The sequence below is a fragment of the Conexibacter woesei Iso977N genome (assembly GCF_000424625.1).
Lineage (GTDB): Bacteria > Actinomycetota > Thermoleophilia > Solirubrobacterales > Solirubrobacteraceae > Baekduia > Baekduia woesei_A.
The window spans coordinates 319,863-345,084 of record NZ_AUKG01000004.1 but is presented as its reverse complement, the minus strand read 5'-3'; the positions used below and the strand labels follow the sequence as shown (position 1 = coordinate 345,084).

The following is a 25,222-nucleotide window of genomic DNA, read 5'->3' as shown; positions in this document are numbered from 1 at the left end:
ATCCCATGGCTTGGCACGTGGTCATCGCAGGCGGCGGGTTCGGCGGCTTCTACGCGGCGCGGGCGCTCGAAAGGGCGCTGCCGCCGCAGGCCGCGCGGATCACGCTGGTCAACGACGTCAACTTCATGCTCTACACGCCGCTGCTGCCGGGCGCGGCGGCCGGGACGCTGGAGCCGCGCCACGTCGTGGTCCCGCTGCGCGAGGAGCTCAAGCGCACGCACCTGCGGCTGGGCAGCGTCGTCGGCGGCGACCCGGAGGCGAAGACCGTCACGGTCAAGACGCTGAAGGGCACGACCGAGGAGCTGGCCTACGACCACCTGATCGTGGCGCTGGGCTCCGTCTCCCGGACGCTCCCGATCCCGGGCCTGGCCGAGTACGGCATCGGCTTCAAGTCGCTGCCGGAGGCGATCCGGCTGCGCAACCACGTCCTGCGGACGCTGGAGATCGCCGAGACGCTCGAGGACCCGGCCGAGCGCAAGAAGTGGTTGACCTACGTGTTCGTCGGCGCCGGCTACGCGGGCCTGGAAGGGCTCGCCGAGCTGCAGGACTTCGCGGCCGACGTCATCGACCTCTACCCGCGCTGCCGCACGCAGGGCATGCGCTGGATCCTCGTCGAGGCGCGCGACCAGGTGATGCCCGAGATCCCGAGGCCGCTGGCCGACTTCGCCTCGCGCGAGCTGCGCGGGCGCGGGATCGCGATCCGGACCTCGACGACGCTCGACGAGGTCCGCGAGGACGAGGTCACGCTGTCGGGCGGCGAGGTCGTCCCGACCAAGACGCTGGTCTGGACGGCGGGCGTCAAGCCGTCGCCGGTGATCGCCAACCTCGGGCTGCCGCTCGACGACGCCGGGCGCATCAGGGTCGACAAGACGCTGCGCGTCGACGGCTACGACAGCGTGTGGGCGCTGGGCGACGCGGCCGCGGTCCCGGACCCGGCCAAGAAGGGCCAGAGATCGACGCCGCCGACCGCGCAGCACGCGATCCGGCAGGGCAAGGTCGCGGGCAGGAACGTCGCGGCGGCGATCGGCTCGGGCAAGGTCAGGCCGTTCACGTTCAAGACCAAGGGCGTGTTCGTGGACATGGGCCAGGGGCAGGCCGTGGCGACGACGCTCGGGATCCGCTGGCGCGGCGCGCCCGCGTGGTGGCTGGCGCGGTCCTACCACCTGGCGATGCTGCCGGGCGGCAAGCGCAAGTGGCGGCTGCTGATCGACTGGAACATCCAGCTGCTGTTCGGGCGCGACACGTCCGAGCTGGGCAACCTCGGCCGCGCGCCCGCGCTGGGCGCCGACGACGCCGGCGGGGTCGCCACCGAGACTACGGAAGCACTCGCCGAGCCCAGCTGAAGCGCCTGGCGCGCCAGGGGTCGAGCCGGAGCTGGCTGATGTAGACCCCTTGGCCGCTGGAGTGGACCATCCAGTCGGGGCTGAGCGCGATGCCCTCGTGGACGATCCGGCGCTCGGTCGCGCGCTGCCAGAAGCGGCCAGGCCCGAAGAACACCAGGTCGGCGGGGTGGACGTCGTCGAGGCGTATGCGTTGCTGCTTGGGGATCTCGGCGGCCTGCTGGGCGGCGGTGCGGCCGTGGATCTGCGCGCCCCAGGTCAAGTGCCCCAACTTGAAGACGCGCCAGACGAAGCCGGAGCAGTCGTAGCCGCCGTGGACCTGGCCGCCGAAGTACGCCGACGCCGTGTCGGTCTCGCCGCCCCAGATGTAGGGCATGCCGATCTTGGCGATCGCAAGACGTAGGACTTGCCGCTGCGCGCTCGTGTCGTCCGGCAGCAGGAAGTTGGTGAAGTAGTCCTGGGCCCACTGCGCGGCGGTGCCCTTCCACCTGATGGCGACCGCGAGCGAGTGCGCGGCCTCGGCGCGGGTGATCGCCTGCGTGGGGTAGAGCTCGAAGCGCTCCTGGTTCGCCGGGTGGTTGTCGCGTAGGCCCAGGGCGCGGGCGACGACCTCGAAGCCGAGGGCGGGCGCGGGGTCCAGGCCGGCCTTCCACAGCTCGTGCTGGACCTGGGCCGCGGTGTCCGCCACGCCGAGCTGGCCGGCGAGCAGGCGGTCGAAGCCCGCGACGCTCACGCTGCCGTCGGGGATCGCCGGGATGCGCGGGACGCCGAGCGTGGTCGCGAGCGCGCCGAGGGCGTCGCGGAGCTCGGTCCCGGCCAGCGGGCGCTCGCCGTGGAAGCCGCCGTCGGGGAGGTCGTGCAGCAGCCCGGCGACCCGGACGTCGTGCTGCTCGGCGAGGTTCCATGTCCCGATGCTGACCGCGCGGGCGGGCGCCGTGTGCAGGAGGAACGCCGTCAGGAAGGTCAGCAGGACGCACGCCCCGGCCGCGAGGCGTGGGAGCGTCCGATGGTGCGGCCTACAATCGAGGGACATGAGCAGCATCGCGGACAGCGTCAAGCAGGATCTCACGACCGCCATGAAGGCGGGCGAGAAGGCGCGCGTCGGCGCGCTGCGGCTCGTCCTGTCCGAGTTGCAGAAGGCCGCCAAGGACGGCAACGACGACGAGCAGGCGATCCTGCGCCGTGAGCGCAAGCGCCGCTTGGAGTCCGCTGCCGCCTTCCGGGACGCGGGCCGCGCCGAGCTGGCCGAGGGCGAGGAGTCCGAGGCGGCGGTCATCCAGGGCTACCTCCCGGCGGAGCTGGGCGACGAGGAGCTGCGCGCGATCGTGGCCGACGCGATCGCCGAGACCGGCGCGACCACGCCGAAGGACATGGGCGGCGTGATGAAGGTCGCCGTCGAGAAAGCCGGCGGGCGCGCGGACGGCAAGCGGATCAGCGGGCTGGTGCGGGAGGCGCTGGCATGAGCGTCCGGCGCCAGATCGAGCTTTCCAACGACGTCGCGGCCGCGCTGAGCGGCACGCATGACGCGGTGCTGCGCCAGCTGGAGTCGCACGTCGACTGCGAGCTGTTCCTGCGCGGGAACTTGGTGACCTTGGAGGGCGAGGCGGAGGCCGTGGCGAACGCCGCGGTCGTGGTCCGGGAGCTGGCCGAGCTGATCCAGGGCGGGCACCAGATCACGCCGGGGACGTTGGATGCGGTGACCAGCGCGCTGGACCAGCACGAGTCGCCGGCCAAGGTGCTCGAGGACGTCGTGTGGCGGCATCGCAGCGCGAAGATCGCGCCGAAGTCGGTCAACCAGAAGAGGTACGTGGATTCGATCCGCGCCAACACCGTGACGTTCGGCATCGGGCCGGCCGGCACCGGCAAGACCTTCCTGGCGGTGGCGATGGCCGCGGCCGCGCTCGCGCGCAAGGAGGTCAACCGCATCATCTTGACTCGCCCGGCCGTCGAGGCGGGCGAGCGGCTCGGCTTCCTGCCGGGCGACCTGATGGCCAAGATCGACCCGTACCTGCGACCGCTGTTCGACGCGTTGAACGACATGTTGGATCCGGAGAAGGTCGCCGGGTTCCTGGAGAAGGGCGTGATCGAGGTCGCGCCGCTGGCGTTCATGCGCGGGCGGACGCTGAACGACTCGTTCGTGATCCTCGACGAGGCCCAGAACACGACGCCCGAGCAGATGAAGATGTTCCTGACGCGGCTCGGGTTCGGGTCGAAGATGGTCATCACCGGCGACATCACGCAGGTCGACCTGCCGCGCAACGAGAAGTCCGGGCTGATCGTGGTCGGCGACATCCTGGAGGAGGTCGACGGCGTCGACTTCGTGCGCTTCGGCGGCGGCGACGTGGTCCGGCACCGGCTGGTGCAGCGGATCGTCGAGGCCTACGACGCGCACGACCAGGCTGCGGCGCCGGACCTGCGCAGCGCGGGCAGCGGCGCGGGCGAGCGCAAGCGCGCTTGATGCCCGCGCTCGAGGTGGAGGTGCTCGACGCCGAGCTGGCGGCGGGCCGATCCGACCTGCCGGTCGAGTCTGAGATCATCCGGCTGGTGTCGCTCGCCGTCGCGACCGCCGGTGTGTTCGACGGCCACGTTGCCGTGTCGTTCGTCTCCGAGGAGCGGATCGCGGAGCTGAACGAGGAGTGGCGCTCCAAAGAGGGGCCGACCGACGTGTTGTCCTTCCCGATCGACGAGGATGAAGTTGATGTTGTTGGTCCGCGTGAGCTGGGCGACGTCGTGATCTGCCCGCCGCGCACCGTGAACATCCGCGAGGCGATCGTGCACGGCGCGCTACACCTTGTGGGGATGGATCACGAGACCGATGAGGGCGAGATGCTGGCCGTGCAGGGGGAGATCCTGTCGTGGTGAGCCCCGAGACCCGTGCTGGGCTGATCGCGCTGGCGGGGCGGCCGAACGTCGGCAAGTCCACGCTGGTCAACGCGATCGTCGGCCAGAAGGTCGCGATCGTGTCCGACAAGCCGCAGACGACGCGCCGCGCGATCCGCGGCGTGGCGACGCGCGATGACGCGCAGCTGATCCTGACCGACCTGCCGGGCGTGCAGAGGCCGCTGGACAACCTGACCGAGCGGATGCAGCGGCGCGTCGAGCGCGAGCTGAGCGAGACCGACGTCGCGTTGATGGTGTTGAACGCCGAGCAGGGCGTGGGTCCGGGCGACCGCTGGATCGCCAACCTGCTGAGGAACGCGCCGTGCCCGGTGGTCATCGCGGTCAACAAGGTCGACCGGCTGGACCGGCCGCACACGATCCTCGCGCTCGAGGCCGCGGGCGAGCTGGGGATCGCCGACGAGATCTTCCCGATCAGCGCGCGCAAGGGGACGGGGGTCGAGTCGCTGGCCGATTACCTCTTCCGCGTCGTGCCGGAGTCGCCGTTCCTGTTCGGCGCGGACGAGCTGAGCGACCTGTCGCCGTTCGTCCACCTCGCCGAGCTGATCCGCGAGCAGATCCTGCGCCGGACGTTCGAAGAGGTCCCGCACGCGGTCGAGGTCGTCGTGGAAGAGGTCGACACCGAGCGCGAGGACCTGACGGTCGTGCGCGCCAGGGCGTGGGTGGAGACCGAGTCCCAGAAGGGCATCCTCGTCGGCGCCGGCGGCAAGATGATCCGCGCCATCGGCACCGCCGCCCGCAAGGAGCTCCAACGCGACCTCGGCACCAAGGTCCACCTCGACCTCCAAGTCCGCGTCCGCCGCGGCTGGCGCGGCGACGACGCCCTCCTCGACCGCCTCGGCTTCGACAACTAACGCCACCCCGGCGCGCCGCGCTCTCCGCCGTCCTCGCTACACGCGCCTCGTCGTCGCGGTGGCGCGACCGCTGCGGGGCGGTCGGCCTGAGCTGCTCTGCCGGCGTTTCGCAACCGGTGTGTTGTCGCTCCGGCACCGCCGGCGTCGCGCTCTCCGCCGGGCGTCGTGGTCGAGCAAGTCATCAACTTCGCGGCGCGCGGCGATTGTTGTAGGTGTGCGCCGACCAGGGCGCGCCGCTGGGCGGCGCGCCCGGGTGGTCAGGCCATCTGGGGGATGCGTTCGACGGCGTCGGTGTAGAGGGGCAGGGTCTGCTCGATGCCTTCGGCGGTGTAGCCGGAGGTGAGGGTGAGGTTGTCGACGACCAGCTCGGCGTCGATGATGGAACGGCGGAAGCGCATGTCCTCGCGGACGGCGTCGAGCTGGGCGTGGGTGCCGTGGAGGATGAAGCAGCCGTTCATGAACGTGTTGGGGTCCATGAGGATGAGGTCGAAGCTGTCGATCCGGCCCCCTTCCTGCAGCTCGCCGTACAGCGCGGTGGCTTCGGCGAGCACCTCGAGCCCGTGCTGCTCGCGCCCCCGAACCGGCTGACCCCAGCTGATGACGAGCACTCGATCGGCCATGGCAGGCCTCCTTGCGGTGCGGTCCGGCCCTATGCCGGGCCTGTCGACGCGCGATGCTCTCACCCTCGCGCAGCGTTCGCCAACCTTGCCTAGCGCTCCGCTTCACGGCGCGTCGAGCGGAGCATCAACCACACGCCCGGCAGCGAGCAGACCAGCGCGATCAGCGCGACGACGAGGCCGGCGCCGGGGCCGTCGAGGACCGCCGCGAGCACGAACGACCCGACCAGGATGTAGGCCATGGTCGCCAGACCGGCGCGGCGGGCGCGCGCTCGGCGGGCCTCCGGGCCGAGCGTCGTCGTCGGCCGGCCGGTGCGCTCGTGGCGGCGGATGATCGCCGCGGCGCCGGGCCAGGGGGAGAGGCTGAGGAGGCCGAGCGCCAGCATCGTCCAGCGCAACCACGGCGTGTCCCAGAACACGACGGCGACCGGGAACGCGAGGACCCCCGCGGCGATCTCGACGCGGCGGACCCAGCGCAGCGCGGCGATCGGATCATCGCCGAGCGGCGGTGGGGCGAGACGACGGGCCATGCCATCGGCGTACCCATAGGATCGGCGCATGCCCCGCGACCCCGAGGCCCCGGAGATCCTCGCCGCGTTCGCCGACGTGCTCGACGAGGTCGCGGTCGCCGGCGACGTCGAGCGCTGCAAGTGGTTCGGCACCCCGGCCGCCAAGGTCGAGGGCAGGATCTTCGTCGCGATCTGGCGCGGGCGGATCGTCGCCCGGATCGGCGCCGAGGAGGTCGACGCCCGGATCGCCTCCGGCGGCGGCGAGCGCTTCGACCCGTCCGGCAAGGGCATGGGGATGAAGGACTGGCTCGACGCCACCGCCGAGCCCGACGAGTGGATGGAGCTCGCGCTCAGCGCGATCGCCTTCACCGCGGGCGAATGACCATCAACAACTCTCGTTGATGTAGCCCTTGCTCCCGGGCGTGAGGACGTCGCGGTCGCGGTAGAGCACCGAGATCGAGCCGCCGCGCGCCCGGCACGCGGCCCGGAACCCGGCGATGCCGCCGTTGTCGGGGTACTCGACCTCGAAGACCTCGTCGCCGTAGGTCCTCATGTACGTGTCGCACTCGCCGTAGGCCTGGCACTCCTCGGCGATCGCGAAGTCGAACCCCAGCGCGCGACCGGCCGGAGCCAGCTCGGCCGTGTTCTTCTGCGCGATCGCCAGGCCATCGTCGTGGGCGCGGCGGATCAACATGGAGGCGAACGCCTTGTTGTCGCTCAACGTCAGGACGCCCTTCGAACGGCTGTAGGAGTCCAGGTTGTCGGGCTCGACCGCCTGGAACCCGGACTGCGCGCACCGGTCGATCCATGAGCCCACGACCTTCGCCAGCGCGCGGCGCCTGCGCGCCGACGACGTGTCGAGCAGCCGCTCGCCCCAGGCCTCGTCGACGACCGGCCGCCCGTGCTTCTTCAACAGCAGGTCCGGATGCGCGCGCCGCCAGTGCGCGAGCTCCGCCGGCTGCGTCTGGAACGCGTTGACGTAGCAGACGCTGTACAGGCCGGGAACCGGCGGCGCCGCGCGGTCGCGGTCCACGATCCGGACCTCGGCGGCAGGCGCGTAGGCGCCCCCGAGCTGGTAGTCGAACACGGCGTTGGCAGGCGGCAGCAGCATCGGTCCCTCCATTCTGACCCCAACACGATCGTGCTTGCTTTTGATCGTTTCACCATGTATTCATGCACAAATGAGCATCACGGGAGACGAGATCGCCACGCAGCCCGCGCTGTGGCCGCGTGCCGCGGCCCTGGCGGCGGACCACACGAGCGACCTCCCGCGCCCCGGCGAGCGGGTGCTCGCGATCGGCTGCGGCACCTCCTGGTTCGTCGCCCAGGCCTACGCGACGCTGCGCGAACGCGCCGGGCTCGGCCCGACCGACGCCTTCGCCGCCTCCGAGCTGCCCCACGGCTCCGGCCGCCGCTACGACGCGGTCGTCGCGATCTCGCGCTCCGGCACGACCTCCGAGGTCGCCCACGCGCTCACCGGTCACGACCTCGCCGACCGCTCGACCGCGCTCGTCGCGGTCGACGACACGCCCGTCGCGCACGCCGCCGACGCCACGATCGTCCTCGACTTCGCCGACGAGGAGTCGGTCGTCCAGACCCGCTTCGCGACCTCGGCGCTGACGCTCCTGCGAGAGCACGTCGCACCCGGAGCGGCGGCCACCGCAGCCCACGACGGCGCCCAGGCCCTCGCCGACCCGCTCCCGATCGCCGACCTCGCCGCCTACGACCAGTGGACCTTCCTCGGCCGCGGCTGGACCGTCGGCCTCGCCGCCGAGGCCGCCCTGAAGATGCGCGAGGCCGCCCAGGCGTGGACCGAGAGCTACCCGCTGTTCGAGTACCGCCACGGCCCGATCGCGATCGCCGCGCCCGGCCGCGTCGTCTGGTCGCTCGACCCGCTCGACCAACCCCTACAGGAAGAGCTCGCGCGCACCGGCGCGACCGTGATCGCCCACGATCGCGACCCGCTCGCCACGCTCGTCCAGATCCAGCGCACGGCGGTCGCGCTGGCCCAACACCACCAACTCGACCCCGACCGCCCGCGCAACCTGACGCGGTCGGTCATCCTGCCCGACCACGACCTCGAGCCCCTGCACTAGCGCCCATCTGGAGGAGAGACAGCGCCATGAAGAGCATGAAGGCGGTGGCCGCGATCGTGGCCGCCGCGGGCCTGACCACCGGCCTCGCCGCCTGCGGCGGCAGCAGCAGCGACAACGCCGCCAACGACACCAACAAGACCGTCAGCATCACCGTCTGGCACGGGCAGAACCAGTCCGCCGCCAAGGTGTTCAACCAGCTCGTCGGCAGGTTCAACGCGACCCACCCGAGGATCCATGTCAACTCCGAGGTCGGCGCGCCGTCCGACGCGCTGCTCCAGAAGGTCACGACCGCGCTGGCCGGCGGCAAGTACCCCGACATGGCCTACATCTTCGGGTCCAACGCCGCGAACCTCGCGCGCAGCCCGAGGGTGCTCGACCTCACCGACGTCGTCAAGCAGCCCGGCTGGAACTGGAGCGACTTCTACCAGGCCGCCCGCGAGACGGTGACGATCGACGGCAAGGTCCGCGCGGTCCCGTCCGACATCGACGCGCTCGCCGTCGTCTACAACAAGAGGCTCTTCAAGGACGCGGGCGTCCCGCTGCCCAGGGCGCCGTGGACGTGGGACGACTTCGTCGCCACCGCCAAGAAGCTGACCAACTCCTCGAAGGGGACCTTCGGGACCGGCTGGCCCGCAACCGGCGACGAGGACACCGTCTGGCGCATCTGGCCGATGGTCTGGAGCGCCGGCGGCGACGTGCTCTCCAGCGACGGCAGGTCCGTCGGCTACCAGGGCGCGTCCGGCCTCAAGGCGCTGACGACCGCCCAGCAGCTCCAGCAGGACAGGTCGGTCTACCTCGACAAGACGACCGGCTCCGAGCAGATGTACCGCGTGTTCAACAACAACCGCATGGCCATGGTCCCGACCGGCCCGTGGGAGCTGCCCGACATCAACAGCGCCAAGGTCGACTACGGTGTCGTCCCGATGCCGACCTACGGCGGCCAGCAGGTGACGATCTCCGGCCCCGACACGTGGATGTTGTTCAACAACGGCAAGGCCAAGAGCGCCGCCGTCGAGACGTTCGCGCAGTGGCTGACCCAGCCCGAGCAGGACGCGGTCTGGGACATCGACGCCGGCTCGCTGCCGCTGCGCCACAGCTCCGCCGAGCAGCAGGTCTGGAAGGACCACGCCGCCAAGGTCGTCGGCGTGCAGGACTTCGTCGACCAGCTCGACACCGCCCGCGTGCGCCCGACGGTCGAGGCCTATCCGAAGCTCAGCGAGGCCTTCGGCCAGGCGATCACCGGCGTGCTGCTGGGCCAGAAGCAGCCGCAGGACGCGCTGAACGACGCGGTGGCCGGCGGCAACAGGGCGCTCTCGGGCTCCTGATCGTGGGCACGGTCTTCGCCCAGGCGCCGCGTCGCGCCCCCGAGCGCTCCGGCGCCGGGGCGCAGCGGCCGGCGCCGCGTCGATCGCTCGCCCAGCGGGTGTTCGGCGCGACGCCGACCGCGTGGCTCTACGTCATGCCCGCGGTGATCATCATCATCGGGTTGGCGATCGTGCCGCTGGTGTGGTCGGCGTTGCTGAGCGCGCAGGACAAGGACCCGATCGCCGAGACCACCAAGTACGTCGGGCTCCAGAACTACAAGGACCTCTTCGACGACCCCGCCTTCACCGGCGCGGTCGACCACACGCTGCTCTACACGGCGCTGTTCGTCCCGCTCAGCATCGGCGGCGGGCTGCTGCTGGCACTCGCGCTCAACCGCCGGATCAAGTTCATCGGGGTCTACCGGACGCTCGCGTTCGTCCCGGTCGTCGTCAGCGCCACGATCCAGGGCGTCCTGTTCTCCTTCATCTTCGACGACCAGTTCGGCGTCGCCAACGCGCTGCTCGACAAGCTCGGCCTCGCGCCGCAGCCGTTCTTCGCCGACGGCACGCAGGCCTTGCTGCTGCTGGTCCTCGCCAGCCTCTGGGCCGGGACCTCGTGCATCTCGTTCTGCGCGGTCGTCTTCCTCGCCGCGCTCCAGGACGTCCCGAAGGAGCTGAGCGAGGCCGCCGCGATCGACGGCGCGCGGCGCTGGGGGATCTTCCGCCACGTGACGCTCCCGGCGCTGGCGCCCGTCCTCGTGTTCCTGCTGCTGTGGCAGACCGTCGAGGCGATCCAGCTCTTCGACATCGTCTACGGCTCGACCTCCGGTGGCCCCGGCCAGTCGACGGTCGTGGTCGTGTACTACATCTACCGCTCGATCCGCGACGTCGCCTACGGGACCGGCGCGGCCGCGGCGTTCGTGGTCGCCGGCGGGCTGATGCTCGTCACGCTGCTCGCCTGGGGCGCCGCGCACGTGCGGACCCGCCGGATCGCGAGGGCGACCGCGTGATCGCCGCGCTGCGCCGCCGCCTGCCGTTCGACCCGTGGCACCTCGTGCTCGCGCCCGCGACCGCGCTGCTGGCCGCGCCGCTGGTGTGGATGCTGCTCGCGTCGTTCATGAACAACCAGCAGCTCAACCGGTTCCCGCCGACGATCATCCCGGGCTCGCTGCACACCGACGGCTACAGCTACCTGTTCGCCAACGCCGAGCTGCCGACGTGGTTCCTGAACTCGGCGATCGTCAGCCTCGTCTGCGTCGCGGCCAACCTGGTGTTCTGCTCGATGGCCGGCTATGCGTTCGCGCGGCTGGCCTTCCGCGGCTCGCGCCTGCTGCTGGCGATCATGTTGGGGACCTTGCTGATCCCCTACCAGCTGACGCTGATCCCGACGTTCATCATCATGGAGAGGCTGCACCTGATCGACACGCTCGGCGCGGTGATCGTCCCGTCGCTGGTGCTGCCGTTCGGCGTGTTCCTGCTGCGCCAGTTCTTCCTGTCCTTGCCCCGCGAGGTCGAGGAGGCGGCGTGGATCGACGGCTGCTCGCGCTGGAAGATCCTGTGGACGATCGTGCTGCCGCTGGCGCGCCCGGCGCTGTCGACGGTCGCGGTGATCACGTTCCTGGTGACCTGGAACGACGTGTCGTGGCCGGCGATCGCGCTGTCCTCGGAGACGCGCGACACGCTGCCGCTGGGGATCGCGAGCTTCAAGAGCCGGACGCAGACCAACGAGTCCGCGATCATGGCGGCCAACGTGCTCGCCACGCTGCCGGTGCTACTGGCCTTCCTGGCCGCGCAGAAGACGTTCGTCCGCTCGCTCGCCTCGTCGGCGGTGAAGGGCTAGGTAGGGAGTCTCGAGATGACCCAGGGCATCAACATCAACAACGTCTGGAAGACGTACGACAACGGCGTCGATGCCGTGCGTGACGTCTCGCTGGACGTCGGCGAGGGCGAGTTCGTCGTCCTCGTCGGGCCGTCGGGCTGCGGCAAGTCGACGCTGCTGCGGATGATCGCGGGGCTGGAGGAGGTGACCGCGGGGTCGATCCACATCGCCGGCCGCGACGTCACCGACGTCGCGCCGCCAGACCGCGACATCGCGATGGTCTTCCAGAACTACGCGTTGTACCCGCACATGAGCGTGCGCGAGAACCTGGGCTTCGGGCTGAAGCAACGCAGGACCGCGAGGGCCGAGATCGCTCGGCGCGTCGAGGAGGTCGGCGCGATGCTCGGCCTCGGGGAGCTGATGCACCGGCGCCCGGCGCAGCTGTCCGGCGGCCAGCGCCAGCGCGTGGCGATCGGCCGCGCGCTCGTGCGCGAGCCCGCGGCGTTCCTGCTCGACGAGCCGCTGTCGAACCTCGACGCCAAGCTGCGGACGTCGATGCGCAGCGAGCTGGCGCGGCTGCACGACCGCCTGAGGACCACGACGGTCTACGTGACCCACGACCAGGTCGAGGCGATGACGCTGGGCGACCGAGTTGTCGTCCTACGCGACGGCGTCGTGCAGCAGAGCGACCACCCGCAAGTGCTGTATGAACGCCCGGCGAACCTGTTCGTAGCCGCGTTCATCGGGTCGCCCGCGATGAACCTCGTCGAGGCCGAGGTGCGCGACGGCGGCCGTGTCGTCGCGTTCGCCGAGCACGAGCTGGCGCTGCCGGCGGGGTCGTCGCTGAGCGGGCTGAGCGGCAAGGTGATCCTGGGGATCCGGCCGAGCGCGCTCGAGCTCGACGGCCCGCGGGCCGAGGCGGGCTGGCCGGCGCTGCCGGTCGCGCTCGATCTTGTCGAACATCTCGGCGACGAGATGCACGCGTCGTTCAAGGTCCAGGCGCCGCGGGTCACCGCGGACGCGGTCCGGGCGGCGGCCGACGCCGAGGGCGACGACGCCGACGCGCTGCTGCTGGCCGACGACGACTGCGCGCGCTTCACCGCCGTGCTTGGCGGGCGCCGGCTGGTCCGGGCGGGCGACGCGGTGACGCTGCGCGTCGACCACACGCAGCTGCACGCGTTCGACTGCGCGACGGGGGAGTCGCTGACCGCGGGCACGGCGGGCGCGGGCGGCGCCGCGCCGGGCGAGTCCTACACCAACTCGACGTCGACCCCGAGCGCCGCGAGCGCCTGACGCTCGTCGGCGTCCGCGTCGGCGGTCGTGATCAGGCCGTGGATCGCGTCGGCGCCGCAGATGCGCGCCAGGGCGGTCGCGCCGACCTTCGTGCCGTCGGCGACGGCGATCACGCGCTGCGCGCGCTCGGCCATGATGCGGTTCGTGTGCGCCTCGACCTCGCGGTGCGTCGACAGGCCGGTCCTGGCGCCGATGCCGTCGACGCCGACGAACGCGAGGTCGACATGAAGCTGTTGCAGGACCGACTCGGCCAGCGGGCCGACCAGCTCGAACGACGCGCTGCGCGCCACGCCGCCGGTGACGACGAGGCGGATGTTGGAGCGCACGGCCAGCTCGGCGGCGATGTTGATGGCGTTGGTCACGACCGTCAGCTCCTCATAGGCGACGAGCGCGCGGCCGATCTCGGTCGTGGTGGTCCCGCCGGTCAGCGCGATCGACATGCCGTCCCGGACGTGGGCCATCGCGGCCTGCGCGATCCGCAGCTTCTCCTCGCGCTGGCGTGAGGAGCGGTAGCGCATCGGCAGCTCGTACAACCCGCCGATCGCGACCGCGCCGCCGTGGGTGCGCTCCAGCAGGCGCTGCTCGTGCAGCGCCTGCAGGTCCCGGCGCACGGTGGCGGGGGAGACGTCGAGGTCGCGCGTGAGGTCCTCGACGTCCACGTTCCCGCGTTCCGAGAGCGCCTGCAGGATGGCTCCCAGTCGCTCGGCGCGGTTCATCGGGCGCAGCGTACGCGGTTCCTCGGTCGCGCTCATGCGTTGACGGTCACGCGTCCTCGTGCGCGCTCGGCCAGCGCGCGGGCGCGGGCGGCGTCGAAGGTCCCGGCGCCCTCGGCCTCGGCGTTGGCGGTGGCGGCGCCGAGCGCGACGGCCAGCGCGTCGGGCCAGTCGGAGCCCGCGTCGTTGGCGGAGAGCAGGCCGGCGAGGAACGAGTCGCCGGAGCCGGTCGGGTAGGGCGCGACGACGTCGAGGTCGCCGTGGATCGTGCGGCCGTCGGGCGTGAGCATCAGCGCGCCCTCGGCGCCGAGCGTGACGACCGCGAGCGCGTGGGCGGCGTCGGCGCCGCCCGCGATCGCGCGGTCGCGCAGCGCCGCGGCGGCGGTCGCGGGGTCGTCGTGGCCGGTGAGGTCGCGCGCCTCGTGCTGGTTGACCTTGACGAGGTCCGGGCCCGCGGCGAGCGCGGCGGCGAGGGTGGCGTCGTGCTGGTCGACGGCGACGAGCGCGTCGGCCTCGTGGCCGGCGTGGACGAGCAGCGCGGCGTCCTCGGCCGCGATGTGGGGCGGCATCGAGCCGGAGATCGACAGCCAGCGCGCGCCGCCGCGGACGGTCGCGCGGACCGCGGCGACGAACGTCTCCCAGGCCACCGGGCCGGGGTTGACGCCGCGCTCGTAGAACTCGGTCATCTGCCCGCCGGCGTGGGCGACGGAGAGCGAGGAGCGGGTCTCGCCCTCGCCCCAGACGGTCTCGACCCTGACGCCCTGCTCGATCAGCTCGTCGGCGATCCAGCGGCCGGCGTGGCCGGCGAGCAGCGCGACGGCGACGACGTCGGCGCCGAGCGTGTGGGCCGCGCGGGCGACGTTGAGGCCCTTGCCGCCGGCGCGGGTGATGAGGCGGTCCGGGCGGTGGATCTCGCCGACGCTGACGTCGGAGACGATGAACAGCTTGTCGATGGAGGGGTTCGGGGCGGCACAGACGATCATGGTGCTCCTAGCGTGCCACGCCGAGGACGTCTTCGAGGGTCGGCTGTCCGGCATCCCCGCCCGCTCGGGTGCTCAGGGTGCCGGCGGCGGTGGCGTGGGCGAGCTGGGTTGGGAGGTCGTGGCCGTCGAGGCGGGCGCGGATGAAGCCGGCGTCGAAGGCGTCGCCGGCGCCGACGGTGTCGACGATCGGGACGGTGGGTGCGGGCGCTGCGACCCGCAGCGTCTCGCCGCTGGTCACCGCGAGGGCGCCCTGCGCGCCGAGCTTGACGACGACCGTCGCGCCGCGGGCGGAGAGCTCGCGCGCGGCCTGCTCGACGTCCACGCTCCTCGCCAGGCCGCGGGCCTCGGCGGCGTTGGGGAGCAGGACGTCGGCGTCGAGCAGCCAGGCGGGCGCGTCGAAGCGCTCGGCGGGGTCGTAGTTGGTGTCCACGGAGACGACGGCCGCGACGTCGCGCGCGGCGTCGAGGAGGTCGGCGCCGCGCTCGCGCAGCGCGCGGATCAGGAAGACCGACGTGACGTGGACGTGGCGTGGCTTGGCGGCGCGGATCGCACGGCACGCCGAGGCGACGTCGAGGTCGTCGATCGCGCCGGAGTGCGTGAGGATCGCGCGGTCGTCGTCGCGGAGCAGGTGGACGCTGAGGCCGGTCGGCTGCGCCGCGCGCTGGAGCTGGTCGAGGTGTACGCCTCGGTCGGCCAGCCGCTGCGTGACGAGCGCGCCGAGGTCGTCGTCGCCGACCGCCGCGGCCAGCGCGGTGCGCAGGCCGAGTCGCCCCAGCGCCGCCGCGCAGATCCCGCCGGAGCCGCCGAGCGCGACGGTCGCCGTGACGTCCTGCTCGGCCTGGCCGAAGCGCGGGACGACGTCGCCGGAGAGCAGGAGGTCCGGGTTGAGGTCGCCGACGACGAGGACGTCCAACATGGTGGTCTTGACGCTAGAGGCCCGCGGGCAGCGCGCCGGCGTGGGCGGCGAGCAGCTCGGTGACGACCGCGTCGATCTCGTCGAGCGTGAGCGACGCCGCGGTGTTGGGGTCGAGCATCGCGGCGTGGCGGACGTGGTCCGGGTTGCCGTCGAGCGCCGCGCGGACCGTGAGGTCGGCGACGTTCAGGAACGTGCGGTTCAGCGCGGCGAGCTGCGGCGGGTAGTCGCGGACGATCGTGGGGCGCAGGCCGGTCTTGTCGACGAGGATCGGGACCTCGACGGCCGACTGGGGCGGGAGCTGGGCGATCAGCCCGTCGTTGCGGACGTTGCCGTAGATCGTGCGCTGCTGGCCGGTGACCATCGAGTGGATGATCTCGGGCGCGTACTCGTAGCAGCGCTCGTCAGGCAGCGGGGCGCCGGAGTCCAGCGCGGCGCGGACGTCGTCGTACTCCTGGAGGTTCTCGAGCGAGCGGCGGACGTACTCGCGCGGCTCCAGCCGGAAGCGCTCGACCTCGGCGGGGTGGTGCAGGAACCACGGGAGGTACTCGGAGGAGTGCTCGGAGGACTCGGTCGGGAAGTAGCCGAGCTTCTTGTACATCTCGACCCGTACACGTCGGCTCAACTCAGGGTCCTTGGCCAGCGCGGCGTCGAGCAGCGGGTACAGGTCCTCGCCCTCGCGCTCGAAGCGCAGGATGAACGCCTGGTGGTTGACGCCCGCGCCGGTGAAGCTGACCTCCTCGAACGGGACGCCCGCCAGCTCGGCGATCTGCCGCGTGGTGTTCTGCACCGAGTGGCACAGGCCGACAACTTGCTTGTGCGGCGAGGCCTCGGCGTAGGCCTGGATCAGGATCGCCATCGGGTTGGTGTAGTTCAGGAACCACGCGCCCGGCGCGACCGCGGCGAGGTCCTCACCGATTCCGAGCATGACCGGGATCGTCCGCAGCGCGCGGAAGATGCCGCCGACGCCGAGCGTGTCGCCGATCGTCTGCGTCAGCCCGTGCGCGTCCGGGACGTCGAAGTCCTTGACCGTCGCCTCGTGCATCCCGACCTGGACCATGTTGATGGCGAAGTCGCAGCCGTCGAGCGCCGCGCGCCGGTCGAGGTGCGTGGAGATCCGCGCGCCGGCGCCCTTGTCGCCGTCGATCCGCTCCGCGACGCGCCTCGCCGTCTCGAGCCGACCTTCGTCGATGTCGTGCAGCGCGATCTCCAGCGTCCCGGCCAGCTCGGCGTACGAGAACAGATCCGTCAGCAGCTCCCGCGTGAACGAGACGCTCCCGGCGCCGATGAACGCGATCTTCGTCATGCCCGCATCCTACGCATGAGCGATATTGATCGTCTAGGCCATAACCGCGCAATTCCGCGCGCTGACTGCAAAGCTCGGGTAGTAGGATGCTACGTAGCAACGTGCTACATTTCGCCCATGTCGACGATGCCCACCCGGATCGACCAAGCGCTCTTCGACGCGGCGAGGGCCGCCGGCGAGGTGCACAGCCGCAGCGCCGCGCAGCAGCTGGCCCACTGGGCGCGCATCGGCAAGGAGCTGGAGTCGTCGCCGGGCGTCACCCACGGCGAGATCGCGCGTGTGCTCGCCGGCCAGGCGTCGTACGACGACCTGAAGGACGAGCGGGCGCAGGCGATCGTGCGAGCGGAGTGGGACGTGCAGTTGACCGAGCGCCTCGCGTCGCTCGACCTCGAGAGTGAGCTGCGCGCGACCGGGAAGCCGTGGTACGTGGGCGACGAGAACGGCAATGTCGTCGTGCGCGGCGACGCAGCTGACGCCGCTGCGTGAGCACACAGACCCTGCATGTCCTCGCCGGGCCGAACGGCTCCGGCAAGTCGACGTTCGTCCGCGTGGCGCTCCAGCCGCTGACGCGCCTGCCGTTCATCAACGCGGACGTGATCGCCGCGGAGCGCTGGCCGGGGGCGGAGGAAGAGCACGCCTATGACGCGTCGCAGGCCGCGGCGCAGGCACGTGACGAGGCCATCGCCGCGCGCAGGTCGTTCATCACCGAGACGGTCTTCAGCCACCCGAGCAAGGTCGACCTGATCACGCAGGCCCTCGAAGCGGGCTACGTCGTGAAGCTGCACGCGATCGTGGTCTCCGAGGACATCGCGGTGGTGCGCGTCGGGCATCGCGTGGGGCTCGGCGGTCACTCCGTGCCCGAGACGAAGATCCGCGAGCGCTATCGCCGTCTGTGGTCGCTCGTCGCAGCGGCCTGCCCGCTCGTCCACCGCGCGACCTTCTACGACAACATGTCGGACCGCGCTGCGTATCGCGTCATGGCGACCTACGAACACGGTCGCCCCCTGCACCCGCCGGCTTGGCCTACCTGGGCCCCGGCCGAGCTCACCGCGCTGGGCGGTTAAACGGGAACGGACCCGAGCAACCGTCGTCGCTCGGGTCCGCACCGTGGATGTCCCCTCCGGTGGGAGGCGTATAGGTGGCGAAAGATCTCGACTCAGATCCATGGCGGTCCCGTTTGCGATGGCGCCGCGCTCCCTCCAGAAGCGACGCTCATCAGCAGGGCCGACCCGTCCTTGGGTCGCATTCGCCTGTTGTCTCTCCGGTTGTCGGCGGGGTCCCCGTCTCCTGGAGTGCCGTTCCTGCCCGAACGGACGTCTGTCCTAGTCGGCCCCTCCACGACACCCAGAAAATGCGGGTTTCCGGCGGTCCGCCCGGTCCGGGCGTACCCTCTGACGTGTCGCATGGCTGACCACGCGCCCCCACCGCAGGACGACCGCGCGCCCGCGCTCGTGCGCGCGCTGGACGTCGCGACCTCCGGCGTCCTGGTCTGCGACGCGAGGACGCCGAGCCCGGCGATCACCTACGTCAACGGCGCGTTCGAGCGGCTGTTCGGCCGCACCGCGCAGGAGCTCGTCGGCTACGACGTCGCCCAGCTCGTGGGCGAGGCGATCGAGGACACGGGCGCTCGCCACGCGCTCGCGGCCGCGCTGCACCACCAGACCGCGCACGAGGCGACGTTCGTCCTGCACCGCCGCGACGGCACCTCCTTCCGCGCGGAGATGCGCATCACGCCCGTGCGCGACGGCGACGGCGCCGCCACCGACTGGATCGCCGTCGTCGACGACGTCACCGACCGCCTCGACGCGCTCGACCAGCTCGCGCTCGCCGAGGCGCGCTACCGGACGCTCGTCGAGCACGTCCCCGCCGTCGCCTACATCGCCGACTGGGACGCGCACGCGACGTTGACCTACATCTCGCCCCAGATCGAGCGGCTGCTCGGCTGGCCGCCGCAGGCGTTCATCGACGACCAGGACCTCTGGTACCGCTGCATCCACCCGGCCGACGTGCAGCGCGTCAAGCAGGCCGAGCGCGACTCCTACGCCGCCGGCACGCGCGTCGACATCGAGTTCCGGATGATCGCCCGCGACGGCCGCGAGCTGTGGGTCCGCGACAAGGAGACCGTCGTCCGCGGCGCCGACGGCGCGCCGCGCTTCTCCCAGGGCGTCCTGGTCGACGTCACCCCGACGCGCGCGACCGAGAGCGAGCTGGCCGACGAGCGCCACCGCGCGCAGCGCTACCTCGACATCGCCGGCGCGATCATCGTGATCCTCGACGCCGACGCGCGGATCACGCTGCTCAACCGCGCGGGCGCCGAGCTGCTCGGCTACGACGAGGGCGAGCTGATCGGCCGCGACTGGTACGACGCCGTCGTGCCGCAACGCCTACAGGAACAGGGGCGCGCCGCCTACGCCGAGGAGCTGCAGGCCGAGGCCGACGACGCCGTCCACGAGTCGGTCGTCGTCACGAAGTCCGGCGAGGAGCGCACGATCGCCTGGCGCGACACGGTCGTCCGCGACGCCGACGGCAGCGTCAACGCGATGATGTCGAGCGGGGTGGACCTGACCGAGCGCCGCGCGGCCGAGGAGCAGATCGCCTACCTCGCCTACCACGACTCGCTCACCGGCCTGCCCAACCGCGCGCTGCTGCAGGAGCACCTCGACCTCGCGCTCGCCAGGGCGCGCCGCAGCGGCCACGCGGTCGGCCTGCTCTACCTCGACCTCGACGGCTTCAAGCTCGTCAACGACTCGCTCGGCCACCCGGCCGGTGACGAGCTGCTCTGCCACGTGACGATGCGCCTGTCCGAGCGCCGCCGCGGCTCCGACCTGCTCGCGCGCCAGGGCGGCGACGAGTTCCTGCTGCTGCTCACCGGCCTGGAGCGCCAGGAGGCCGAGCAGCACGCGCGCGGCGTCGCCGACGACCTGCTCGCCGCGATGGCCGAGCCGTTCAGCATCTCCGGCGCCGAGTTCCACATCGGCGCGTCGATCGGCGTCTCGCTCTACCCGCGCGACGCCGCCGACGCCGACGAGCTGCTGCGCCACGCCGACGCCGCGATGTACGCCGCGAAGGCCGCGGGGCGCAACACGGTCACGGTCTACAACGGCGACCCGCACGAGCCGCTCGAGCGCCTGAGCATGACCTCGCGCCTGCGCAAGGCGCTGGACCGCGGCGAGCTGATCCTGCACTGGCAGCCGATCGTCGACCCCCGCGACGGCGCCCTCCGCAAGTTGGAGGCCTTGGTCCGCTGGCAGGACCCGTTCCGCGGCCTGGTCATGCCCGACGACTTCATCGCCTTCGCCGAGGAGACCGGCTTCGTCGACCGCGTCGGCGACTGGGTCGTCGGCGCCGCGCGCGACCAGATCCTCGCGTGGGAGCGCGACGGCTTCCGCCCGCCGCGCGTGACCGTCAACGTCTCGCCCCGTCAGCTGCGCCGCCCGGACTTCGGCGCGCGCCTGCTCGGCCTCGTCACGCCGGACGAGATGGCCGACCGCTTCACGGTCGAGATCACCGAGTCCGCCGCCATGGCCGACCCACTGCGCACCGACCCGGTGCTCGCCGACCTCGTCGCGGCCGGCGTCGAGATCGCCGTCGACGACTTCGGGGCCGGCTACTCGTCGCTGAGCCGCCTGCGCACGCTGCCCGTCCAGGTGCTGAAGATCGACAAGACGTTCCTGCAGGGCGTCCCGCACGACGTCCAGGCGACCGCGATCGTCACCGCGATCATCGAGCTGGCGCGCGCGCTCGGGATGGAGGCGGTCGCCGAGGGCGTCGAGAACGAGGACCAGCGCGCGTTCCTCGTCGACCGCGGCTGCCCGCTCGCCCAGGGCTACCTGCTGGGCCGCCCGGCACCGGCCGACGAGATCGAGCCGCTGCTCGAGCGCGTCGGTTCCGGAAGTCCCTCATGAGCTAGACGCTGTGGACGGCACTCGGCCGAACGCCTCGTAGACTCCGGCGCCCATGGAGCCGAGCGCGATCAACTACGACGCCCAGGGCCTCGTGCCCGTCGTCATCCAGGACTGGAACTCCGGTGAGGTCCTGACCTTGGCGTACGCCAACGCCGAAGCGGTCGCGCGGACGCGCGAGACCGGCGAGCTCCACCTGTGGTCGCGCTCGCGCAACGAGCTGTGGCACAAGGGCGCGACCTCCGGGCACACGCAGCAGGTCAAGGGCCTGCGCTACGACTGCGACGCCGACGCGCTCGTCGCGCTGGTGATCCCGAACGGCCCGGCGTGCCACACCGGTGAGCGCACCTGCTTCTACCGCGGCGACATGGCGCCCGCGCCGTTCGAGGTGCTGCCCGCGCTGGAGCGCGTCCTGCGCGCGCGGCAGTCCGAGCGGCCCGAGGGCTCCTACACGGTCGAGTTGTTGGACAACCCGCCGCTGATCGGCGAGAAGGTGCAGGAGGAGGCCGAGGAGGTCGCCCGCGCCGCCCGCGAGGAGACCGACGACCGCGTCGACAACGAGGCGGCCGACGTCCTCTACCACCTGATGGTCCTGCTGCGCTCGCGCGATCGCTCCCTCTCGGACGCCACGGAGGTGCTGCATGAGCGCGCCCGCTGACGCCGCGGCGGCGCTCGCGGTCGCGCCGTCGCTGGAGGAGGTCCGCACGCTCGCGCGCGAGCACGACCTCGTCCCGCTGCGCCACACGTTCATCGACGACTGCGAGACGCCGGTCTCGGCGTTCCTGAAGCTGCGCGGGGCCGAGAAGCAGACGCCGGCCTTCCTGCTGGAGTCCGCCGAGCAGGGCCAGAGGGTCGGGCGCTACTCGTTCATCGGCGTCCAGCCGCGCGACGTCGTGCGCTGGTCGCTGGGCGACGACGGCGACCCCTACAGCTTGGCCGAGGAGGCCGCGGCGCACAGGCAGGCGCCGTTCGAGGACGCCCCGCCGTTCACCGGCGGCGCGGTCGGCTTCTTCGGCTACGACCTGGTCCGGACCGTCGAGACGACGCTCGGCGAGCCCAACCCGGACGTGCTCGGGCTGCCGGACATGGCGCTGATGCTGTCCGACCTGCTGGTGGTCTTCGACCACCTCAAGCACACGGTCACGATCCTCGCCAACGTCCGCGCCGGCGACGTCGACACCTCGTACGCCGAGGCGGTCCAGCGGATCGCCGACGCCCGCGCGCTGCTCGACGGACCGGTGCCCAAGCCGGACGCCGCGCGCGCCGAGCGCGAGGTCCCGGAGTTCACCTCCAACATGGACCGCGCGACGTTCGAGGGCATGGTCGGCCGGATCGTCGAGTACGTCCACGCGGGCGACGCGTTCCAGGTCGTGCCCTCGCAGCGCTGGAGCGCCGACCTCGGCGGGATCGACCCGTTCAGCGTCTACCGCGGGCTGCGGGTCGTCAACCCGTCGCCGTACATGTACTTCTTGGACTTCCTGGACTTCCAGATCGCGGGCGCCTCGCCGGAGCCGCTGCTGACCGTCCACGGCCGGCACGCGTCGACGACGCCGATCGCCGGCACGCGCCCGCGCGACGCCGATCCCGAGGAGCTCCTCAGCGACGAGAAGGAGATCTCCGAGCACGTGATGTTGGTGGACCTGGGGCGCAACGACCTCGGGCGCGTCTGCGAGTACGGGACCGTCAGGGTCGACCGCTTCAAGGCGATCGAGCTGTACTCGCACGTCATGCACATCGTCTCGGCGGTGTCCGGGACGCTGCGCGCGAACGTCTCGCCGATGGACGCGCTGCGCTCGATCCTCCCCGCAGGGACGCTCAGCGGTGCGCCGAAGGTCCGGGCGATGGAGATCATCGACGAGCTGGAGCCCGTCAAGCGCGGCGGCTACGGCGGGGCGATCGGCTACCTCAGCTACTCCGGCGACCTCGACACCTGCATCCACATCCGCACGGTGGTCATCAAGGACGGCACCGCGCACATCCAGGCGGGCGGCGGCACGGTCGCCGACGCCAAGCCCGAGTACGAGTACGAGGAGTCCGTGAACAAGTCGAAGGCCGTCAAGGGCGCCATCGCCGTGGCCGCGTCGCAGAGGGACTGGGCATGACGCGCGTCCTGATGGTGGACAACTACGACTCGTTCACCTACAACCTGGTCCAGTACCTCGGCGAGCTGGGCGCGGAGATCGACGTCGTGCGCAACGACGTCGTGACCGTCGACGAGCTGCTGGAGCGCGCGCCCGACCGCGTCGTCGTCTCGCCCGGCCCGTGCACGCCCGCCGACGCGGGCGTCTCGATCGAGGCGATGCGGCGCTTCCCGGAGGCCGGGATCCCGACGCTGGGCGTCTGCCTCGGCCACCAGTCGCTGGCCGAGGCCTTCGGCGGGACCGTCATCCGCCACGAGCCCGTCCACGGCAAGACGACCGAGATCGAGCACGACGGCGAGGGCGTCTACCGCGGCCTCGACGGCCCGCTGACCGTCGGGCGCTACCACTCGCTCGTCGTCCGCGAGGCGGACCTCCCGGACGCGTTCACGGTGACCTCGCGGGGCGGCGGCGTCCTGATGGGGATCCGCCACAAGGAGCTCCCGGTCGAGGGCGTGCAGTTCCACCCCGAGTCGGTCCTGACCGACCGCGGCAAGGACATGCTGCGCAACTTCCTCGCATCCGCGTAGGCTGTTTCGCCTTCGATGCAGAACGACGTCCTCACGGCCGCCATCGACCTGCTCGCCGAGCGTCGCGACCTCAGCCAGGAGCAGACCGCCGCGGTCCTGACCGAGATCATGGCCGGCAACGGCTCCGAGGTGCAGATCTCGGCGTTCCTGATCGCCCTGCGCACGAAGGGCGAGACGGTCGCGGAGATCGCGGGCCTCGCGGCCGCGATGCGCGCGCTGGCGGTCGGGGTCCCGACCAGGCGCGAGGACCTGCTCGACACCGCCGGGACCGGCGGCGGGCGCCACACGTTCAACGTCTCGACGACGGCCGCGCTGGTCGCGGCGGGCGCGGGCTGTGCGGTCGCCAAGCACGGGAACCGCTCCGCCACGCGCGCGTCCGGCTCGGCCGACGTGCTGGAGGCGTTGGGCGTCCGGATCGACCTGACGCCCGAGGACGTCGGCGCGTGCATCGACGAGGTCGGCTTCGGCTTCATGTTCGCGCCGCGCCACCACAGCGCCACGCGGTTCGTGATCCCGGTCCGCAAGGAGCTGGCGGTCCGGACGATCTTCAACTTCCTCGGCCCGCTGACCAACCCGGCCGGCGCGCGCCGCCAGGTCGTGGGCGTCAGCGACCCCAACTACATCGAGGCGCTCGCGGGCGCGCTGGCCCAGCTGGGCTGTGATCGCGCGTTGGTAGTCTCCTCCGCGGATGGCCTCGACGAGATGAGCACGTCCGCACCGACCCACGTGGTCGAGGTCAACGGCGACGAGCTGCGCCGCTACGACGTCAGCCCTGCCGACGTCGGCCTTCCCGAGGCGTCGCCGGACGCGATCTCCGGGGGAGACCCCGGGGTCAACGCCGCGGTCACGCGCTCCGTCTTCGAGGGCGCTTCGGGCCCTGACACCGACCTGGTGCTGCTCAACGCCGGCGCCGCCATCTACGCCGCGGGCGCGGCCGACGACCTGAAGTCGGGCGTCGAGCTGGCCCGCGAGACCCTCACCTCGGGCGCCGCGGCACGGGCGCTGGAGGACTACGTCCGCCTGACCAGGGAACGTTCCCCCGCAACAGCATGAGCAAGGCCCGACTTCGTCGCGCTCGAAAGCGTGAACAACAGTGAGCAACGTCCTTGAGCGCATCGTCGATGTCACGCGTGACGAAGTCCGCCGCCGCCGCAAGGAGGTCCCGCTGGCGGACCTCGAGGCGCGGCTCGGGCCCCACCGCGAGGGCCGCCCGTTCGCGGAGGCCCTCGTTCGTCCCGGCGTGTCGGTCATCGCCGAGCACAAACGCCGCTCGCCCTCGGCCGGCGAGATCCGGGAGGGGGCGACGGTCACCGAGATCGCCCAGGCCTACGAGCGCGGCGGCGCGGCGGCGCTGTCGGTCCTGACCGAGGGCCCGCACTTCGGCGGCACGCTCGCCGACCTCGAGGAGGCGCGCGGCGCGGTCGGGCTGCCGATCCTGCGCAAGGACTTCGTCGTCGACGGCTACCAGATCGTCGAGGCCGCGGTGGCGGGCGCCGACGCGATCCTGTTGATCGTCGCGGCCCTGGAGCCCAAGGTGCTGGCGTCGCTGTACGCCGAGGCCCAGGGGCTGGACCTGGACATCCTGGTCGAGGTCCACGACGAGGAGGAGCTGGAGACCGCGCTGGAGGTCGTCGACGCCGACGTGATCGGCATCAACAACCGCAACCTCGTGGACTTCACGGTCGACGTCGAGCGCACCTACGAGCTGCTCTCCGACGTCCCGGCGGGCAAGACGGTGGTCTCGGAGTCCGGGTTCCACACGCGGGCGCAGATCGAGGAGCTCGAGCGGGTCGGCGTCGACGCCGTCCTGATCGGCGAGACGCTGATGCGCGCGCCCGAGCCCGAGGCCGCCCTGCGCGAGCTGATCGGGCACGGCGGGGGCGGCGAGGACGCGCTCTAGGCGCTCGCCTGGGCCAAACGGCACCGGCCGGACGTCCAGCAACGACGGGCGCTTTAGCAATCTTTAGACCGACTTCAGGGTCGCTTCAGCGATCCTCAGGAACCTCA

At 71.8% G+C, this 25,222-nt stretch carries 27 protein-coding genes; 19 read left to right on the top strand and 8 right to left on the bottom strand.

Translation table 11 applies throughout. From position 1 onward, the window contains the following. Window positions 1-5 precede the first annotated feature (5 nt). Entirely contained in the window at window positions 6-1,343 is a 1,338-nt protein-coding gene (locus H030_RS35375) for an NAD(P)/FAD-dependent oxidoreductase (protein WP_051223774.1), read from the top strand. Here H030_RS35375 and H030_RS0126125 read toward each other — a convergent pair. Beyond that, a complete protein-coding gene (locus H030_RS0126125) occupies window positions 1,315-2,382 on the bottom strand; it encodes a C40 family peptidase (RefSeq protein WP_155892284.1) in 1,068 nt (355 codons plus the stop codon). The genes H030_RS35375 and H030_RS0126125 overlap by 29 nt on opposite strands. Between H030_RS0126125 and H030_RS35370 the strand changes: the two genes are divergently transcribed. The 4 genes from H030_RS35370 to era are packed head-to-tail and all read left to right on the top strand — an operon-like array spanning window position 2,372 to window position 5,092. After that, on the top strand, window positions 2,372-2,803 hold the full coding sequence (locus H030_RS35370) for a GatB/YqeY domain-containing protein (protein WP_035129848.1): 432 nt from the start codon (window positions 2,372-2,374) through the stop codon (window positions 2,801-2,803). The two genes, H030_RS0126125 and H030_RS35370, sit on opposite strands and share 11 nt — an antisense overlap. Next, a complete protein-coding gene (locus tag H030_RS0126110; RefSeq protein WP_027008301.1) occupies window positions 2,800-3,798 on the top strand; it encodes a PhoH family protein in 999 nt (332 codons plus the stop codon). Before H030_RS35370 ends, H030_RS0126110 begins: the two co-directional genes overlap by 4 nt. Before the next feature lie 20 nt (window positions 3,799-3,818). Further along, window positions 3,819-4,202 carry an rRNA maturation RNase YbeY gene (gene ybeY, locus H030_RS0126105; RefSeq protein WP_231398544.1) on the top strand — a complete coding sequence of 128 codons (384 nt, stop codon included), beginning with the start codon at window positions 3,819-3,821 and terminating at the stop codon, window positions 4,200-4,202. Further along, window positions 4,199-5,092: a GTPase Era gene (era, locus tag H030_RS0126100; RefSeq protein ID WP_231398543.1), complete on the top strand. Its 894-nt coding sequence runs from the start codon at window positions 4,199-4,201 to the stop codon at window positions 5,090-5,092. Before ybeY ends, era begins: the two co-directional genes overlap by 4 nt. A 257-nt stretch (window positions 5,093-5,349) precedes the next feature. Here the strand turns inward: era and H030_RS0126095 are convergent, their stop codons facing one another. Further along, a complete protein-coding gene (locus H030_RS0126095; protein ID WP_155892283.1) occupies window positions 5,350-5,712 on the bottom strand; it encodes a hypothetical protein in 363 nt (120 codons plus the stop codon). A gap of 89 nt (window positions 5,713-5,801) precedes the next feature. Next, window positions 5,802-6,239, bottom strand: a complete 438-nt coding sequence (locus tag H030_RS0126090; protein WP_027008297.1) for a hypothetical protein — start codon at window positions 6,237-6,239, stop codon at window positions 5,802-5,804. 28 nt (window positions 6,240-6,267) lie between these two features. On the opposite strand from H030_RS0126090, the gene H030_RS35365 reads away from it, so the two are divergent. Further along, window positions 6,268-6,600, top strand: coding sequence for a hypothetical protein (locus tag H030_RS35365; protein WP_051223772.1), 333 nt, complete (start codon window positions 6,268-6,270; stop codon window positions 6,598-6,600). Between the two features lie 3 nt (window positions 6,601-6,603). Here the strand turns inward: H030_RS35365 and H030_RS0126080 are convergent, their stop codons facing one another. Next, window positions 6,604-7,329: an endo alpha-1,4 polygalactosaminidase gene (locus tag H030_RS0126080; RefSeq protein WP_027008296.1), complete on the bottom strand. Its 726-nt coding sequence runs from the start codon at window positions 7,327-7,329 to the stop codon at window positions 6,604-6,606. Between the two features lie 70 nt (window positions 7,330-7,399). Here H030_RS0126080 and H030_RS0126075 point away from each other — a divergent pair, with 70 nt between their 5' ends. The 5 genes from H030_RS0126075 to H030_RS35355 are packed head-to-tail and all read left to right on the top strand — an operon-like array spanning window position 7,400 to window position 12,730. Continuing rightward, window positions 7,400-8,314: an SIS domain-containing protein gene (locus tag H030_RS0126075; RefSeq protein WP_027008295.1), complete on the top strand. Its 915-nt coding sequence runs from the start codon at window positions 7,400-7,402 to the stop codon at window positions 8,312-8,314. A 26-nt stretch (window positions 8,315-8,340) separates the two neighbouring features. Beyond that, entirely contained in the window at window positions 8,341-9,639 is a 1,299-nt protein-coding gene (locus H030_RS35360; protein WP_051223771.1) for an ABC transporter substrate-binding protein, read from the top strand. A gap of 2 nt (window positions 9,640-9,641) precedes the next feature. Then, window positions 9,642-10,628 carry a carbohydrate ABC transporter permease gene (locus tag H030_RS0126065; RefSeq protein ID WP_027008294.1) on the top strand — a complete coding sequence of 329 codons (987 nt, stop codon included), beginning with the start codon at window positions 9,642-9,644 and terminating at the stop codon, window positions 10,626-10,628. Beyond that, complete coding sequence (locus H030_RS0126060) at window positions 10,625-11,458, top strand: carbohydrate ABC transporter permease (RefSeq protein WP_231398542.1); 834 nt, start codon at window positions 10,625-10,627, stop codon at window positions 11,456-11,458. The genes H030_RS0126065 and H030_RS0126060 overlap by 4 nt, the downstream gene beginning before the upstream one ends. 15 nt (window positions 11,459-11,473) lie before the next feature. Further along, window positions 11,474-12,730: an ABC transporter ATP-binding protein gene (locus H030_RS35355; RefSeq protein ID WP_051223770.1), complete on the top strand. Its 1,257-nt coding sequence runs from the start codon at window positions 11,474-11,476 to the stop codon at window positions 12,728-12,730. Here the strand turns inward: H030_RS35355 and H030_RS0126050 are convergent. From H030_RS0126050 to H030_RS0126035, 4 genes are read right to left on the bottom strand one after another with little or no spacing between them, the layout of a single operon-like run. Next, a complete protein-coding gene (locus tag H030_RS0126050; RefSeq protein WP_027008292.1) occupies window positions 12,688-13,446 on the bottom strand; it encodes a DeoR/GlpR family DNA-binding transcription regulator in 759 nt (252 codons plus the stop codon). The two genes, H030_RS35355 and H030_RS0126050, sit on opposite strands and share 43 nt — an antisense overlap. 32 nt (window positions 13,447-13,478) lie before the next feature. Beyond that, window positions 13,479-14,426 carry a 1-phosphofructokinase family hexose kinase gene (locus H030_RS35350; RefSeq protein WP_051223769.1) on the bottom strand — a complete coding sequence of 316 codons (948 nt, stop codon included), beginning with the start codon at window positions 14,424-14,426 and terminating at the stop codon, window positions 13,479-13,481. Window positions 14,427-14,433: 7 nt separating this feature from the next. Further along, window positions 14,434-15,342, bottom strand: coding sequence for a carbohydrate kinase family protein (locus H030_RS0126040; protein ID WP_035129845.1), 909 nt, complete (start codon window positions 15,340-15,342; stop codon window positions 14,434-14,436). A gap of 13 nt (window positions 15,343-15,355) precedes the next feature. Further along, complete coding sequence (locus H030_RS0126035; RefSeq protein WP_027008290.1) at window positions 15,356-16,645, bottom strand: alpha-glucosidase/alpha-galactosidase; 1,290 nt, start codon at window positions 16,643-16,645, stop codon at window positions 15,356-15,358. Window positions 16,646-16,762: 117 nt separating this feature from the next. Between H030_RS0126035 and H030_RS0126030 the strand changes: the two genes are divergently transcribed. The 8 genes from H030_RS0126030 (at window position 16,763) to trpC (ending at window position 25,115) form a co-directional block, all read left to right on the top strand. After that, window positions 16,763-17,131, top strand: coding sequence for a TA system antitoxin ParD family protein (locus tag H030_RS0126030; RefSeq protein ID WP_027008289.1), 369 nt, complete (start codon window positions 16,763-16,765; stop codon window positions 17,129-17,131). After that, entirely contained in the window at window positions 17,128-17,709 is a 582-nt protein-coding gene (locus H030_RS0126025; RefSeq protein WP_027008288.1) for a zeta toxin family protein, read from the top strand. Before H030_RS0126030 ends, H030_RS0126025 begins: the two co-directional genes overlap by 4 nt. A gap of 339 nt (window positions 17,710-18,048) precedes the next feature. Further along, on the top strand, window positions 18,049-20,550 hold the full coding sequence (locus H030_RS35345; RefSeq protein ID WP_051223768.1) for an EAL and GGDEF domain-containing protein: 2,502 nt from the start codon (window positions 18,049-18,051) through the stop codon (window positions 20,548-20,550). 52 nt (window positions 20,551-20,602) lie between these two features. Then, a complete protein-coding gene (hisIE, locus tag H030_RS0126015) occupies window positions 20,603-21,205 on the top strand; it encodes a bifunctional phosphoribosyl-AMP cyclohydrolase/phosphoribosyl-ATP diphosphatase HisIE (RefSeq protein WP_027008287.1) in 603 nt (200 codons plus the stop codon). Then, window positions 21,189-22,649 carry an anthranilate synthase component I family protein gene (locus H030_RS0126010; protein ID WP_051223767.1) on the top strand — a complete coding sequence of 487 codons (1,461 nt, stop codon included), beginning with the start codon at window positions 21,189-21,191 and terminating at the stop codon, window positions 22,647-22,649. The genes hisIE and H030_RS0126010 overlap by 17 nt, the downstream gene beginning before the upstream one ends. Further along, window positions 22,646-23,215, top strand: coding sequence for an anthranilate synthase component II (locus tag H030_RS0126005; RefSeq protein ID WP_035129842.1), 570 nt, complete (start codon window positions 22,646-22,648; stop codon window positions 23,213-23,215). The genes H030_RS0126010 and H030_RS0126005 overlap by 4 nt, the downstream gene beginning before the upstream one ends. A 15-nt stretch (window positions 23,216-23,230) precedes the next feature. After that, window positions 23,231-24,268, top strand: a complete 1,038-nt coding sequence (gene trpD / locus H030_RS35340; protein ID WP_035129839.1) for an anthranilate phosphoribosyltransferase — start codon at window positions 23,231-23,233, stop codon at window positions 24,266-24,268. A gap of 40 nt (window positions 24,269-24,308) precedes the next feature. Beyond that, window positions 24,309-25,115 (top strand): indole-3-glycerol phosphate synthase TrpC, encoded by an 807-nt coding sequence (gene trpC, locus H030_RS0125995; protein WP_027008284.1) that lies wholly within the window; start codon window positions 24,309-24,311, stop codon window positions 25,113-25,115. Window positions 25,116-25,222: the final 107 nt, after the last annotated feature.

Bases quoted from the DNA above. Each gene is read 5' to 3' on its own strand.
- H030_RS0126030 (WP_027008289.1), top strand. From the start codon at position 16,763: ATGTCGACGATGCCCACCCGGATCGACCAAGCGCTCTTCGACGCGGCG.
- H030_RS0126035 (WP_027008290.1), bottom strand. From the start codon at position 16,645: ATGACGAAGATCGCGTTCATCGGCGCCGGGAGCGTCTCGTTCACGCGG.
- H030_RS35345 (WP_051223768.1), top strand. From the start codon at position 18,049: ATGGCTGACCACGCGCCCCCACCGCAGGACGACCGCGCGCCCGCGCTC.
- H030_RS35350 (WP_051223769.1), bottom strand. From the start codon at position 14,426: ATGATCGTCTGTGCCGCCCCGAACCCCTCCATCGACAAGCTGTTCATC.
- H030_RS35370 (WP_035129848.1), top strand. From the start codon at position 2,372: ATGAGCAGCATCGCGGACAGCGTCAAGCAGGATCTCACGACCGCCATG.
- H030_RS0126010 (WP_051223767.1), top strand. From the start codon at position 21,189: ATGAGCGCGCCCGCTGACGCCGCGGCGGCGCTCGCGGTCGCGCCGTCG.
- H030_RS0126090 (WP_027008297.1), bottom strand. From the start codon at position 6,239: ATGGCCCGTCGTCTCGCCCCACCGCCGCTCGGCGATGATCCGATCGCC.
- H030_RS35355 (WP_051223770.1), top strand. From the start codon at position 11,474: ATGACCCAGGGCATCAACATCAACAACGTCTGGAAGACGTACGACAAC.
- H030_RS0126080 (WP_027008296.1), bottom strand. From the start codon at position 7,329: ATGCTGCTGCCGCCTGCCAACGCCGTGTTCGACTACCAGCTCGGGGGC.
- H030_RS35360 (WP_051223771.1), top strand. From the start codon at position 8,341: ATGAAGAGCATGAAGGCGGTGGCCGCGATCGTGGCCGCCGCGGGCCTG.
- H030_RS35365 (WP_051223772.1), top strand. From the start codon at position 6,268: ATGCCCCGCGACCCCGAGGCCCCGGAGATCCTCGCCGCGTTCGCCGAC.
- H030_RS35375 (WP_051223774.1), top strand. From the start codon at position 6: ATGGCTTGGCACGTGGTCATCGCAGGCGGCGGGTTCGGCGGCTTCTAC.
- H030_RS0126005 (WP_035129842.1), top strand. From the start codon at position 22,646: ATGACGCGCGTCCTGATGGTGGACAACTACGACTCGTTCACCTACAAC.
- H030_RS0126110 (WP_027008301.1), top strand. From the start codon at position 2,800: ATGAGCGTCCGGCGCCAGATCGAGCTTTCCAACGACGTCGCGGCCGCG.
- H030_RS0126050 (WP_027008292.1), bottom strand. From the start codon at position 13,446: ATGAACCGCGCCGAGCGACTGGGAGCCATCCTGCAGGCGCTCTCGGAA.
- H030_RS0126075 (WP_027008295.1), top strand. From the start codon at position 7,400: ATGAGCATCACGGGAGACGAGATCGCCACGCAGCCCGCGCTGTGGCCG.
- hisIE (WP_027008287.1), top strand. From the start codon at position 20,603: ATGGAGCCGAGCGCGATCAACTACGACGCCCAGGGCCTCGTGCCCGTC.
- trpD (WP_035129839.1), top strand. From the start codon at position 23,231: ATGCAGAACGACGTCCTCACGGCCGCCATCGACCTGCTCGCCGAGCGT.
- H030_RS0126125 (WP_155892284.1), bottom strand. From the start codon at position 2,382: ATGCTGCTCATGTCCCTCGATTGTAGGCCGCACCATCGGACGCTCCCA.
- H030_RS0126095 (WP_155892283.1), bottom strand. From the start codon at position 5,712: ATGGCCGATCGAGTGCTCGTCATCAGCTGGGGTCAGCCGGTTCGGGGG.
- H030_RS0126040 (WP_035129845.1), bottom strand. From the start codon at position 15,342: ATGTTGGACGTCCTCGTCGTCGGCGACCTCAACCCGGACCTCCTGCTC.